The sequence below is a fragment of the Merdibacter massiliensis genome, assembly GCF_900155395.1.
In the GTDB taxonomy this organism is placed as follows: domain Bacteria; phylum Bacillota_I; class Bacilli_A; order Erysipelotrichales; family Erysipelotrichaceae; genus Merdibacter; species Merdibacter massiliensis.
In genome coordinates, this window is the sequence record NZ_LT699728.1 from 362,868 (window position 1) to 377,012 (window position 14,145).

At 37.1% G+C, this 14,145-nt stretch carries 13 protein-coding genes and 1 pseudogene; 1 reads left to right on the plus strand and 13 read right to left on the minus strand.

What is annotated here, in order from left to right; genetic code table 11:
* Nucleotides 1–6: 6 nt before the first annotated feature.
* From BQ9859_RS11855 to gnd, 8 genes are all read right to left on the minus strand, one after another.
* The gene (locus BQ9859_RS11855; protein WP_075878360.1) at nucleotides 7–444 is read right to left on the minus strand and encodes a PTS sugar transporter subunit IIA; all 438 of its coding nucleotides are present in this window, start codon (nucleotides 442–444) and stop codon (nucleotides 7–9) included.
* Nucleotides 438–1,319, minus strand: a complete 882-nt coding sequence (locus tag BQ9859_RS11860) for a hypothetical protein (protein WP_075878361.1) — start codon at nucleotides 1,317–1,319, stop codon at nucleotides 438–440. The genes BQ9859_RS11855 and BQ9859_RS11860 overlap by 7 nt, the downstream gene beginning before the upstream one ends.
* Nucleotides 1,320–1,385: 66 nt before the next feature.
* Nucleotides 1,386–1,886 (minus strand): PTS sugar transporter subunit IIB, encoded by a 501-nt coding sequence (locus BQ9859_RS11865; RefSeq protein ID WP_075878362.1) that lies wholly within the window; start codon nucleotides 1,884–1,886, stop codon nucleotides 1,386–1,388.
* 13 nt (nucleotides 1,887–1,899) lie between these two features.
* Nucleotides 1,900–2,754: a PTS system mannose/fructose/sorbose family transporter subunit IID gene (locus tag BQ9859_RS11870; RefSeq protein WP_075878363.1), complete on the minus strand. Its 855-nt coding sequence runs from the start codon at nucleotides 2,752–2,754 to the stop codon at nucleotides 1,900–1,902.
* Nucleotides 2,755–2,774: 20 nt separating this feature from the next.
* Nucleotides 2,775–3,608, minus strand: a complete 834-nt coding sequence (locus tag BQ9859_RS11875; RefSeq protein ID WP_075878364.1) for a PTS mannose/fructose/sorbose/N-acetylgalactosamine transporter subunit IIC — start codon at nucleotides 3,606–3,608, stop codon at nucleotides 2,775–2,777.
* Between the two features lie 18 nt (nucleotides 3,609–3,626).
* Complete coding sequence (locus tag BQ9859_RS11880; protein WP_075878365.1) at nucleotides 3,627–4,736, minus strand: iron-containing alcohol dehydrogenase family protein; 1,110 nt, start codon at nucleotides 4,734–4,736, stop codon at nucleotides 3,627–3,629.
* A gap of 11 nt (nucleotides 4,737–4,747) precedes the next feature.
* Nucleotides 4,748–5,746: a D-isomer specific 2-hydroxyacid dehydrogenase family protein gene (locus BQ9859_RS11885; protein WP_202613495.1), complete on the minus strand. Its 999-nt coding sequence runs from the start codon at nucleotides 5,744–5,746 to the stop codon at nucleotides 4,748–4,750.
* Nucleotides 5,747–5,757: 11 nt separating this feature from the next.
* Nucleotides 5,758–6,660 (minus strand): phosphogluconate dehydrogenase (NAD(+)-dependent, decarboxylating), encoded by a 903-nt coding sequence (gnd, locus tag BQ9859_RS11890; RefSeq protein WP_075878367.1) that lies wholly within the window; start codon nucleotides 6,658–6,660, stop codon nucleotides 5,758–5,760.
* Nucleotides 6,661–6,944: 284 nt separating this feature from the next.
* On the opposite strand from gnd, the gene BQ9859_RS11895 reads away from it, so the two are divergent.
* Nucleotides 6,945–7,793, plus strand: a complete 849-nt coding sequence (locus BQ9859_RS11895) for a MurR/RpiR family transcriptional regulator (RefSeq protein ID WP_075878368.1) — start codon at nucleotides 6,945–6,947, stop codon at nucleotides 7,791–7,793.
* Between the two features lie 116 nt (nucleotides 7,794–7,909).
* Here BQ9859_RS11895 and rbr read toward each other — a convergent pair whose 3' ends face one another.
* From rbr to BQ9859_RS11915, 5 genes and pseudogenes are all read right to left on the minus strand, one after another.
* Nucleotides 7,910–8,575, minus strand: a complete 666-nt coding sequence (gene rbr / locus BQ9859_RS12675; protein ID WP_202613504.1) for a rubrerythrin — start codon at nucleotides 8,573–8,575, stop codon at nucleotides 7,910–7,912.
* A gap of 45 nt (nucleotides 8,576–8,620) precedes the next feature.
* Nucleotides 8,621–9,961: pseudogene (locus BQ9859_RS11900) on the minus strand ([FeFe] hydrogenase, group A); the annotation flags it as partial.
* Nucleotides 9,951–10,355 carry a Fur family transcriptional regulator gene (locus BQ9859_RS11905; protein ID WP_075878370.1) on the minus strand — a complete coding sequence of 135 codons (405 nt, stop codon included), beginning with the start codon at nucleotides 10,353–10,355 and terminating at the stop codon, nucleotides 9,951–9,953. The pseudogene BQ9859_RS11900 and the gene BQ9859_RS11905, both read right to left, overlap by 11 nt.
* Nucleotides 10,356–10,821: 466 nt before the next feature.
* Nucleotides 10,822–12,768 carry an oxidoreductase gene (locus BQ9859_RS11910; protein ID WP_075878371.1) on the minus strand — a complete coding sequence of 649 codons (1,947 nt, stop codon included), beginning with the start codon at nucleotides 12,766–12,768 and terminating at the stop codon, nucleotides 10,822–10,824.
* Nucleotides 12,765–14,021 carry an L-lactate MFS transporter gene (locus tag BQ9859_RS11915; protein ID WP_075878372.1) on the minus strand — a complete coding sequence of 419 codons (1,257 nt, stop codon included), beginning with the start codon at nucleotides 14,019–14,021 and terminating at the stop codon, nucleotides 12,765–12,767. The genes BQ9859_RS11910 and BQ9859_RS11915 overlap by 4 nt, the downstream gene beginning before the upstream one ends.
* Between the last annotated feature and the right edge of the window lie 124 nt (nucleotides 14,022–14,145).

Below are 14,145 nucleotides of genomic sequence, written 5' to 3' on the forward strand. Positions count from 1 at the left end.
TCCATTCTAAAAATCATCTTCCTCTTCTGTATCGTCAGCTGCATGCCATAAATCGATATTTTGTTTACCTTGTTCAACAGCTGCACTAGCTAATTCATGTATAGGGGTATTCAAAATCTGTGCATTGATTGCCTCTAACAAAACCGGCAAATTAACACCACCGATGACATATACATCATTTTTTAACGTATTCTCCAATGATGAAGTAGCAATCAATGATTGATTATATGGACTAGCACTAATTAAATCTGTTAGCACAATTACTCCATCTCCTTGGTTTACTTTCGATATAGCTTCTGTGATTTTTCCAGACAATTTCTGAACATCTTCTCCTGCCAAAAGATTTACAGTCGCAATATTATTTGTTTCTCCCATGATTACTTCTGCTGCATCTTTTAAACCATTGCTAAAAGTTCCATGTGTTGCAATTACAATTCCTAACATAGCATCTCCCTCATTACCTTCATAAAGGTCTCTATATTCTTTTCTTCAATTACCTTCTGATTCAATTGTTTTTTTGTTAACATCAATCCTTTTGAGTTTTTATCTGCACTGATCCAAACATTTACATCATTTTCTTTTGTATACCAATCAATTGAATATTTATCTAATATTTCTTGTGAAAAATCTCGACCAAGGACATGTAATGGAGCATGTGCGCCAATTGAATCAAGATAATAAATCTTACAGTCCTTTGGAAGTGAATCCTTCATTGCTTCCAATCCCAAATCACCTTGACAACCTTTGTCTAGAAACGCAAATACGACATCTTTCCGTTTATTATCACGTATCATCTGTAACAAGCAAAGAATGGATGATGTATTGCGTATCAGATTTTTTCTATTTAATTGACCTTTGGAGACTTTCGCTAAAAAAACAAAATAAATACCAAAAAGCATAGATACTACAAGGGTCTTCCAAGAAAAGAAAGAAAATCCCTGTGAAATACTCTTCATATAAAACAGCGTTAATCCTACACCAATTGCTAACGTAATGAGTGCATAAAAAATATTTTTAATCATAGTTTGTTTTTTTTGACTCTCTATTTGAAAAAAATAGTATGGGCCCCAATAGGAAAGCGGTGTATCGAAATAGGTACAAATCATTACATTAGCATGCTTCAGATCTCCAACATACACATTCTGTGATGATTCCTTTCCATTAGATTGAAATTCTATGACCTGAATGTTCTTCGTAATTTGCAAGATATCATGAACTAGTGCTTGTACCATCTTTTTCTTATTTTTTAGAGTTGATCTATTCTTTAATATATATTGATAATGTAAGATCCAGTCTTTATATTGTTCTTTCGCATTCATATTCATGTCTCCAATAAGAAGGTAAGGGAAGTAAAATTCCCCTTTTCCTTATTAATTCATTCAATTCTAAAATTGACTAACAACATCTTTTAAATCAGTCTTTGATGCAGCAGGTGTGGATTGAAAATATATATCCTCTACGCCATATTGTTCTTTCATTTCGACTAATTTATCAACATCTGTTTTATTAATGTATACAGATTTAGTTACAAATTTGTCTGTATCTGGATTCTTTTGTGCAATTCCGCCTATGTTCAATTCTTTCATAGGCACACCATGCTTTGCCAATTGATACATAGTATCTACTGTTTTTGCAATTAAAATGCAGTTATAATCTTTATATTTATATTCATCCCAATACATCTTTGCTTTTTCTAGCGTAATGACAATTGTCTTCTTTCCTGTACGGGCACCAGCATTTTTAAATAATTCACGCATGAATTTATCTTTTGCAACGACATCATCGACAACAAAGATAGAATTTACACCTGCTTTTTGAGATAACGTCATCATAACCTGTCCATGAATCAAACGTTCATCGACACGTGCTAAATTTATTGTTCCCATCATTGTCCTCCTTCTATAGAATTCCTATAGCTGCTAAAACAATTAAGATCAAAGTCAACCAAAGTAACGCTTGTGTAACTTTTAGACCTTTTTTATTAAAATAGAAGAATACACCCATTACGACTGCTAATGGTAAAATACCTGGCAACACGGTATCTAAAATATCTTGTACGATAAACTCTTTCCCTGAAATAGTAAATTGCAATGATGAAGAAACTTTTACGTATTGACCAGCTAAGATTCCCATCATATAAAGACCTAATACAGATAATGTATCAATAGCTGTTTGTACACCCGTACTTCCCATGAGGCTTGTTGCATTACGCCCCATATCAAATGCTTTATGTGCAAAAAACAGTCCAAGGATTACCTGATATAAGGCAAAGAATACAAATGGGAATAATGCACCCAGTGGGCTTCCTTGTTCAGCCCAAGGAACTGCAATAGCAATAAAGATATATTGAATCGTACCGGAATCAATTGCATCACCAATTCCAGCTAACGCCCCCATCAAACCAGCTTTCGTATTATACATCAAGTCGTCTTTCATTGTGATTTCTGCATTTTCATATTCTTCTTTAGCGCGCTGTTGTTCCATTGATGCCATCAAACCTGTGATAACACCACCTCCCCAGCTCAACTGCGTATTAAAGAATAATAATTGACGTTGATATGCTTCGCGTCTCTTTTCTGGATCTTTATACAATTTTTTTAATACAGGCTGCATTGCATAAAGCAAAGATGGAGCCAAATAACGTTCAAATGAATGTGGAATCTCATTTGCAAAATGCCATCTTAAATACGCTTTGGTAATATCTTTTTTTGTCAGCTCTTCAGGAGCTTGTACTTCTTTCATTTTATCTGTCATGCCTATTCTCCCCCTTTATCCTAGAATCCATCATCATAATCATCATCTGACAATTCAACAACATTATTAGCTGTTTCAGTTGAAGGTCCCGTTTTCGTATTCTTTTGTGATAGTACAAATATGATGGCAATGATTACACCAAAGATTGCATAAGTTACCATTGTAATGCCTAAGCTAGCAAAACTAACACTCATGAAATAAGCTAAGAAGAAGAATGGCAAAAATTCTTTACGTCCAATAACATATACAGTAGTTGCAATACCGATAGCTGCCAAGCCACCACCAACAACATCTAATATATGAATCACAACAGTTCCTTCCAATGCATTGATTACATCTGCGATAACTGGTGCACCAAAATACAATGCAATAAATACCAAAGGTACGAACAAAATAAATGAAGCTATAGTCGGGTATGCAATGACTGAGCGAGCAATCGCACGATCATTCAAAGATTCAACAGCTTTATCTGTATATTTACCTAAGAAAGTATTGATGAAGAAACGTAACTGGTATAGATAACTACCTAACAGACCTACTGGAACAGCAACAGCAATAGCAGATTCGGCACTTAAATGTCCTAATAATGCAACCGGGACAGCAATTGCTGCAGCAATTGAAGGCTCACTAGGCATAGAACCGCCTGGTGAAAAGACACCCATGTAAATCAACTGTAATGCAGCTGTAACAACCATTGCTTGTGCAACTTCGCCCATTACAACACCACAGATCAGTCCTGTCATCAATGGTGAAAAACGCAATGTTAATGTAGCACCACCTAATAGCCAACGTGACATAACGCATGCTACCCAGATGGCAATCAACAAACTTTGCATAACACTTAAGGTTTCCATATTATTCTACATCTCCTTTTAATCTTCATATTTTTTCATGTATTCTTCAAGTTCGTATAAAGCTTGTTTTAGTGTAGTGACATTCACCTCAGTCGGTATCAAATGTACTTTTTGTTTGGAATCGATAAATGCAACTAACTCGTCAATCACTTTTTCATCTTTTGGATAAAGCCCCATCTGATGCAGAGATAGCGGTAAGTTTAGATCCTTATAAAAAGGCATCAATGAATCAATCGTTGACCAATGTTTTTCTAAAGCCATTTGATATAAGATCCCGTATGCAACTTTTTCTCCATGCAAGAATCGATGACTATCTTCTATTAACTTTGCCATTCCATCATGCATAGCATGTGCCGCTGCGTTACGTGCATATTTGTCTCCTAATCCGCCACATAAACCAGCAACAGCAATGACTATTTCTGATAATCGTACAAATTCATCACTGACATTCCCCTGTTTCATATCCTCAATCGCTTTTTTCGAATCACGTACGATTGCATCATTGCATACTTTTGCAACATAACCAGCCAACTGCGGAAATGTTTCGCTTTGTAGTTTCTCTTGTGCCAAAATACTTTCTGATTCATACCATTTTGCAATTGTGTCTGCTAATCCGGCAACGAAATAGCGAACAGGCGAATCAATTGTCAAATATGGATCAGTAATCAAAAAGGCTGCCTGACGTTTAAAATGCTCTGTTCCACCTGTTGATGCACCATTCTCCTCATACATAACTGACAGAGGTGTCCATGGAGCACAATTGGATACTAAGGTAGGTATCAATCCAAAAGGAACATTTGTACAATGACCTGCAAAACCAACGAGATCCGATAATTTTCCACCGCCAACGCCAATGATAAAATCGATATCTTTTTCTTCTACAATCTTCTGTATCAATTCCATTCCATAATAACTACATTCCCCTGTATATTCATGGAAGTAAAATGTACGATCAGGAAGATCTAAGAATTTTAAAAACGGTTTTGCTTTTTTCCAAGAAATTGTCCCATGCACAATCAAAATATTTTGTGCTTTGTACTCGTCCAATAGTTGTGGAACCAAATCAATTGCACCCTTATGATAGCGGTAATACTGCGGTCCCACTTTCACTTGTAAATCTAATAACATTTTTAGCCCCCCTATTCTTTGATATAAACACTAATAGCTTGAACGGCACGTTCAGGCAATTTCCCATCAATAATCATCTCTACATCCCGTACACATTTCTCACCCATCTCTTCTAAACATTCCATTGTATAAGCAGATGTGTGAGGTGTCATGATAACATTATCAAACTCTAAATATGGATGATCTGATCGCCCAGGTTCTTCTTCTAGCACATCTGTGGCAAATCCAGCAATCTTTCCAGAGCGAAGAGCAGAAATAATAGCTTTTTCATCAACTAATGCACCACGAGCACAATTTGAAATATATACATTATCTTTCATCTTCATAACTTCATCATGTGAAATCATATGATAATTTTCTTTTGTTAAATTTGCACATAAGCAGATAACATCACTTTTTTGTAACAATTCTTCAAATCCAACCTTCTTAGCACCATATCTTTCAATATACATTTTTGATTTATATGGGTCATATGCTAAGACATTGCAGCGGAATCCATTTCGTACGATTTCACAGACACAGCTGCCAGTATTTCCAATCCCAATGATCCCTACTGTTTTATTGAACAATGTATGTCCTACAAATTGTGCACGATCTTCCCAACGGTTCGCTTTTACTCGATCATTTGATTGTTTGGTCTTTCGCATGACTGCCAAAAGATTTGTTATATTATTTTCTGCAACTGCATCTCTTTCCACTAAAGCAGGAACGATTGTTACTACTGTATCATGCTTTTTTGCAGCTTCTAGATCAATATTGTTATAACCAATTCCATGTCGAGCTATTAAAATCAATTCATCTTTATATTCAAAAAATTTTTTTGTAAAGAATGGAGTCACACTAGAAATAATGATATTATATCCATGCAGTAATTCAGCCAACTCTTTCCCATCAATTTGTTGATCTACCGTAAAGTGTTTTACAAGGCCAATCTTTTTCAATCGTTCTATATGATTCGGAAAAATTTTTCCATAACTGCTTGAATTGATGATTGCTATACGATATTCCATGATTTACCCTCTTACTTCTCTGTTTTTACCACTGCATGTCCACCAAAGCCATTGCGTAATGCGGAAACCACTTTACATGCATAATTATCTTCTTCTTGTGAACGATTACGGACCATTAAAGATAAAGCAATAACTGGTACAGGAACTTCAAGTTCCAAGGCAGTTTCCACTGTCCATTTTGCTTCGCCACTTGCAGCAACAACACCTTTAATATCTGCAAGATCCGGATGTGCTTCAAATTGATTTTGTGCAATTTCCATCAACCATCCACGGATTACTGATCCATGATTCCAATTTTTTGCCACCTCTGCCAGGTTATAATCAAATTGGCATTGACGCATAATCTGAAAACCTTCTCCAATAGCCTGCATCATGCCATATTCGATCCCATTATGTACCATTTTCATAAAATGACCGCTTCCAGCATTACCAGTATAAAGACATCCATCCTCAATAGAGACATCCATAAACACATTTTCTAAATATTCATATGCCTCATGATCTCCGCCAATCATCAAACAAGCTCCATGTCTAGCTCCTGAAGTACCACCAGATGTACCGACATCTAAAAATTTTAACCCCTTTTCAGAAAGTATTTGCGCATGACGAATAGAGTCTTTATAATTAGAGTTACCTGCATCAATAACAATATCATTTGACCCTAACAGATTCATTACTTCTTGAATGCAATCATCTGTTGCTTTTCCAGAAGGAACCATCATCCATATGACCTTTCTTTCTGGGAGTGAATTTACCAAATCCTGGACTGTAGAAACAACTGAAATGCCTTTTTTAGATAATTCTTCTCTGGCTATTTCATTCAAATCAAAACCGATAACATCATGTCCATGATCCACTAGATTTAATGCAAGATTTGATCCCATCTTGCCCAAGCCAATGAGTCCAATATTCATTGGAACACCTCCATTCTTTATCTCCATTATATCGAAAAAAATTTTTTTGTAAAGGCTTTCTTATGAAAAAAATATTTTATTAAGTGTATATCATATAATTATGAAAGCGATTAATTATTTTGATGTATTGAAAAAATATGGTTAATCATATGAATCTTTAAATCAAATTTTATATTTTTCATAAACTTCATAAAATAAAAAAATTTCTATTTTCCACCTAGTTTTTGTCTACCCTAAATTAGTGGTGTTATAATATATATATAGAACAAGAAAGGAGATGCAGCATGAAAATTCCTATTCCCTTGCAGATCAAATCCATATATTCTGAGTTAAGTCCTACAGAAAAAAGGATTGCCAACTATATTCTTGAAAATCCAAAAAAGATTGCTACTTATTCCATTAGCGACCTTTCGTCAGATCTTGGAATTGCCGATTCTACCTTTTTTCAATTCACAAAAAAACTTGGATTTAAAGGTTTTAAAGATTTTAAGATGACAGCATTGATTGAGCGCAATGATATTGATTTATCTGTTCCTGAAAATATCATGGACAGTGATGATGAGCTAGCTATGGCTCAAAAAGTATTTGATTCAAATATCAAGACACTCAAGCAAACATCATCTGTCCTTCAAAGAGATGATCTAGCAAAAGCTGCACGATATATTAGTGATGCAAATAATATTTACTTTTTTGGTGTAGGGGGTTCCGAAATCATTGCGCAAGACGCTTATCACAAGTTTCTACGTTCCCCAACTCGTCCTCATCATGATTCGGATTATCATATTCAGGTCATGGAATCTTCTTTATTGACGCCAAAAGATGTAGCTATTTGTATTTCACATACTGGAAAATCAAAAGAAACGATTCATCTAGCCGAAATATCTAAAAATAATGGTGCCAAAGTGATTGTAATTACCAGTCATAAAACCTCTCCATTAGCTAAATTAGGTGATATAGTACTCATTTCCATTTCTGAAGAAATAGAGTTTCGATCTGAGGCTCTTTCTTCTCGTATTTCTCAGCTTGCCATTTTAGACTCTTTATATGTCATTTTATGCTTCATGCATAAAAAGCAAGCACAGCAACGTCTTAAGAAAATACGTGCTTCAATATCCACAATTAAAACAAAATAAAAATGAGCATCTATTTGTATAAGAATGCATAAAGATGCTCATTTTCTTCTGACTATTCTAATTAAATAATATTTTATTTAAATGAAATACGGCACTTTAATATGGAGTTTATTTCATTAATAATTTGTTGCTTGTCTTTCAAAATAAGCCTTTGGATATCCGCAAGTCGGGCAAACTTCCGGTGCATGGATATCAAAATGCAAATGCCCGCATTGCCGGCACATCCAGAATACTGCGCCTGCTTCCTTAAAGACTTCCCCATTTTGCAAACGTTCCAGCAGTTTGCGATAGCGGGCTTCATGAGCTTTCTCTACTGCTGCTACTCTTTCAAATTTCTCGGCCAGATCCATGAACCCTTCTTCCCTTGCTTCCTTGGCCATCCGCTGGTACATATCTGTCCATTCGTCATTTTCACCTTGTGCTGCTGTTTCCAAGTTTTCCATCGTATCGCCGATGCCATGAAATTCCTGGTACCACATCTTGGCATGTTGCGATTCCTGCTCGGAAGTTTCCATGAAAATGGACGCAATCTGTTCATAACCTTCTAGTGTTGCTTTTTGTGCAAAATATTTATATTTATTTCTAGCCTGCGATTCTCCTGCAAATGCCTCCATCAGGTTCTTCTCGGTCTTTGTACCAGCATATTTGCTGTTTTTCTTGCTTTCTTCCATTATTTCTTCAAACTGTTCTGCCCCCATCTTGCATAATGGACAGACAAAGTCTGGTGCCAAGCTCTCTGCTTCATGGATATATCCGCAAATTTTACATCTAAATTTTTTCATTGTTTTGTTCTTTCCTTTCACTAGATCTTCACTGCGATCCTTGTAGTTTGTGTGCAGCATCTGTTTAGAAAATGCACTTAATGGTTGTTGATAAAAATCCGTATATAATTGTATGATTTCCGGATTGGCATAGGAGGATCTTATCTCTGCTTGCTGATCACGCTGATAGAGTCCTTGCATCCTTTTTTTCAATGTATCCGGATCTGCCTGCAGCCATTCTTTAGGCTGTCCTCCACCGCCGATGCAGCCGCCTGGACAAGTCATCACTTCTATAAAATGATAAGTTTCCTTTGTCTGCTCTATCTGGTGTAGAAATCTTTCTGCACTAGCTGTTGTAGAAATAACTGCAAATTTTACTTCTATGCCATTGATATCCAATGAACCGGCTTTGACATCATCAAAACCGCGGACCGGCTGTAAATTCAACAATTCTGCTTTTGGTTCTTTGTTGGTCATTATGTGATAAGCGCTGCGCAAAGCAGCTTCCATGACACCGCCGCTGTTGCCAAACAAAATTCCGCCCCCGGAAGCCTGCGACATCAAAGGGTCATATGTATCGTCTGGCAGCGATGAAAAATCGATATTTTCTTCTTTTGCCCATTTTGCTAGTTCCCGTGCGGTGATCACATGATCCATATCTTTTATCTCAGGTAATTCCAGATATGTTTTGGCATCATTGAGTTCTTCACGGCGTATCTCAAATTTTTTAGCAGTACACGGCGTCAAGGCGACATTGATGATTCGTTCAGGATCAATGCCCATCTTTTTAGCAAAATAGCTTTTTACTGTTGGTCCCTGCATGCCGATTGGGCTCTTTGCAGTGGATAAATTTGGAATATATTGCGGTTTAAATGTCTCCACATATTTGATCCATGCCGGGCAGCAGCTTGTAAATTGCGGGAGTGTCCCGTTATTTTGGATTCTTTCCACCAATTCATTCGCTTCTTCCATAATAGTCAAGTCAGCCGCAAAATTTGTATCCAAGACATAATCAAACCCCAGTTTGCGCAACAGCGCTACCATCTTCCCCTCAACAAAAGAACCTGGTTCCATCTGAAAGGCCTCTCCCAAAGATACGCGAACAGATGGAGATGTGGATACGACCACAATTTTATCTTTATCATGGATCCACTTTTTTACTTTTTGATATTCATCTCTTTCATGAATACTGTCTGTTGGACAAACGTTTGCACATTGTCCGCAATGAATGCAGATCGCCATGTCGTTTGTATCTTCCAGCGAATAAAAGCCATGTACATGGATCTTTTCCTGGCAGACCAGCTTGCATTGTCCGCACTTGATACATAAGCTTTCATCTCTGACAATTGATGGATTATCTTCTTCAATGGCTACACGAACATCCAAAGGCAAATGCTTACTCATCATTGAGCTCCTCTCTTTCTTTTTTCATGCAATCACTACATAATCCAAAGAATTCGATCGAATGCCCCTCAACCAGAAAATCACCCATTTGTCTTTGTAACTCATCAAATTGTGCTTGATAAAGCAGGTCTGCATCTTGAATCTTCCCGCAACGCCGGCAACGCATATGATAATGTGCTGGATGCTTTATTTCATAATGTACTTCTCGATCTTGTGTCATCACTTTCATCACTTCATGATCTTCACATGCTGCACTTAAGATACGAAAGACAGTGGCTTTTGAAATACTTGGATAATCTTTATGAACACGCTCATAAACCTGAGAAGCACTGGGATGATCATACATTTCCTTTAAAGTATGCAATACGATCTGCCTCTGCAAAGTATTCCTTTTCATTTCTCCTCTTCCTCTACTCTCTTATTGATAATGATTACTATTTAACAATAAATTTTTATAGAGCGGAAGTCAATTCATCTTCAGAAACATTACAGAAATGTTATGTATCTATTTTTAATGTCTTCATTGCAATCATCAGTCATATTGCTTTCCTATTCTGCTTTTATCTCTTCGGCCACTTTCAAATACCTTTTCAGCAATAATTTGTTGTTTGGCTTTCGACCAAGCGTTTTTTTACCACATCTGCACAAATTCAATGTTTGAATTATTTTTAACATTTTACAACAAAACGAACAGTTGACTATCATTCAGCGGTTTTATTTATATTTACATTTTAGGATTTATCATGCATTCTTCTTTCATGTATCTATCGTTTGATCATCTGCTTATAGCAATAAAAAAGAAGGAGAATATTTTTTCTTCCTTCTCTTAAAATTCAAAGCAAAACATTAGATATATGATCGATCTAGATATCTAAGGCTGCATAATGTCCCCAATAGACAGCATTTGTAATCGTAGATACTTTCTCTGCATCTCCAATCACACGTACAAAAGGAGCACTGTTCCATAATGCTTCGACAGTTGTCTTATTTGAACGCTGTCCTAAGGCACATATGATGCTCGTACCTGGAACAAGAACTTCCTGATGATCCGATTTTTCGCAAATGACGCCTTGATCAGTAATTTCCATCCCTCTATATCCTGTATGAACCGTTGCATACTTTTCAACTTCATTTAACAGCAAAGGTCGATGACGAACATTAGCATCAACTGCTAGAGAATCCCGCATTTCCACTAAATGTACTTTTTTTCCTTCCATTCCTAAATGAATGGCACATTCACAACCTGCTAATCCGCCGCCAAGTACGACAACTTCATCAGAGACTTTTTCTTTCTCTAAATAATAATTATTGACAACAACTACATTGTCACCATGGATCCCCTTGATATTGGGAATAATTGGAGATGAACCGACCGCTATGATCAACGCATCTGGATTCTCTTTAGCGACATATTCTTCTGTGACTTCCGTATTTGTACGTATTTGTGCTCCGGCGTTTCTAGCCAGTCTTTCATAACTAGCAATTAGTTCGTACATCTCTTTTTTAAACGGGATGGCTTGTTCGCTTTTCAAGATACCGCCTAATTCATTTTCTTTCTCACACAAAATTACTTCATGCCCTCGACGCGCTGCTGTATAAGCTGCATATAATCCTCCTGGGCCTCCTCCAGCAATCAGCACTTTTTTCTTGATCGGAGCTGGTGTGACTTCCACTCCATCCAATTCACGACCAATCAATGGATTGACTGTACAGCGACGTGTAGCAGTTGCAGCACGCTCCGCCATACAAGTAAAACAGCGTAAACATTTTACGATTTCTTCTTCACGATTTTCTGTCACTTTACGTGGCAACTCGTGATCAGCCAATAAAGCTCTTGCCATATACACGACATCCGCTTTACCTGAGGCAATGATCTCTTCCATCTGATCTGGATCATTTAGTCCGCCTATTGTGGCAACTGGCACAGTAACATGTTTCTTGATTTCTGCTGCTAAATATACATTGCATCCATGTTCTTTAAACATAGACGGATGCGTATCTCCAAAACCACGCTGATAAGTTCCTGCGGATACATGCAACAGATCGATATAAGGTTCTAATTGTTTTGCAATTTCTACTCCATCTTCTAAAGTATATCCGCCTGCAAACAATTCAGAACCGCTCATGCGAAATTCAATTGGAAATGCATCGCCAACTGCATTGCGTACTGATGTTAATACTTCTTTTGCAAATCGGCAGCGATTTTCTAAATTCCCGCCATACTGATCGTTTCGCTTATTAAAATAAGGTGACAAGAACTGATTAATCAGCCATCCATGGCCACCATGGATCATTATCATCTCAAAACCTGCTCTTTTTGCAAGGCCTGCAACCCGGCCGTATGCCTCAACAATATCATGGATCATTTCTGTGGATAATTCACCAACTTCTACACCATCTGGACGTACACAAGCCGATGGTCCCCATTGAGCCAATCCATTTTTGCGATTCTTATCTGTCATATATGTTCCTGAATACATTCCAGAATGAGAAAGTTCAATACTAGCGATTGCTCCATGACGTCGAATGGCATCTGCAGTATAGGTAGCAGAAGCCAGTGAATTTAAGATACTAGTATCTAAATGATATGCGTGTGATCCATCTGTTTCAGGATGTACCATACATTCAGAAACCGTAACTGCTCCAGCGCCGCCTTTTGCCCGCAGCTCATAAAATGCTGTTGATTTTGGACCGATACAGCCATCATTGGTAATGTCCGTTCCACCCATTGGTGCTGAAAACATTCGATTTCGAAATGTAACTCCTGCAATACGGATAGGTTTTGTCAAATTTGGATATTTTCTTTTCATACATTTACTTTCCTTTCTTCAAATTTTATCTTTTTGTTCATGAATCGATAGACGAAGGTAAGGATAATTCCAGCAAAATTTAAAATGGCAGCAATCAGAAATGCACTTTTATATGGAGAGGCATCCATTGCTGTGCTAGCCATGATCGTCGGGCCAAAATAACCGGCAACAGCAAAACCAATAAACATGATCCCAAAATTCACACTATTGTTTTTTGGGCCAAATTGATCGGCAGTAAAACCTGGAAACACGCCCATAAATGCGCCAAAACACAACCCTAGAATAGCGGAACCTATATAAAAAGTCAGCGTGTCGCCCATTGCTGAAATATATAAATTAAATAAGCCAAAAATACATAAAGAACAAGATAAAGCCAATGTTTGCACACGGCCGATCTTGTCTGATAAATACCCTGCTAACAGACGGCCAAAAACATTGAATAATGAAACTACAGAAACGACAGTACTTGCGGAAAGGACCGACATCCCAATCATAGTTTCAGCAACTGAACGCGCCTGTGATGTGTACATCATTCCAGAGAATGCACCACAGCACAACATAAGCATCATAATATAGAAAATGGGACTCTTTAACATGCCTTTCCAATCTTTATCCATTCTAGTAGCATTTGCTTGCTTTGAAGGCGGTGTCCACCCTTCAGGAACAAAACCTTCCGGACACTTTTCAATAAATAATGCACAAACACATAGGATGATCAAAAATACAATTCCCACGATTCTAAATGCCATCAAAACATCAGCTACTTCGACAATACTCGCAACGACCGGCGGTAAAATAACAGAGCTTAATCCATAAGCTGCAGTAGTCAAACCGCCTGTTAAACCACGTTTATCCGGGAAAAACTTCACACAAGTACTTATTGTTGCCCCATATGCCATTCCCAAGCCAAGCCCATAGATCAATCCATATGTGATGATCAAAAAAGAAACACTCGTAGCAAAACCTGAAAAAAACATTCCCAAGCCAAACATGAGCCCTCCTACCAGAATGACATTTCTAGGGCCTAATTTATCATTAAACCATCCTCCGGAAATCATTGTAATCGGTCCTACTGAATTGGCTATAGTATATACAATAGCTAAATCTGAAGAAGTAAAACGCAGCCCTGATAGATTGGACAGATGGTCTGCCATTGGTGATGCAAAAACACTCCATGTATAAATGGAACCTAAGCATAAATTTGCTAAACAGCAAGCAGCCAATATGAGCCATCGTTTCTGTGTTAAATTCATCTCTTTTCCTCCTAAATTCCAAATCCAATGAAATCATAGCAACTATTATATAACATGTCAATATATGACATGTTATATAATAAAATTACCGTCTAGAAATTTAATGTTTTTTATGATATTAATA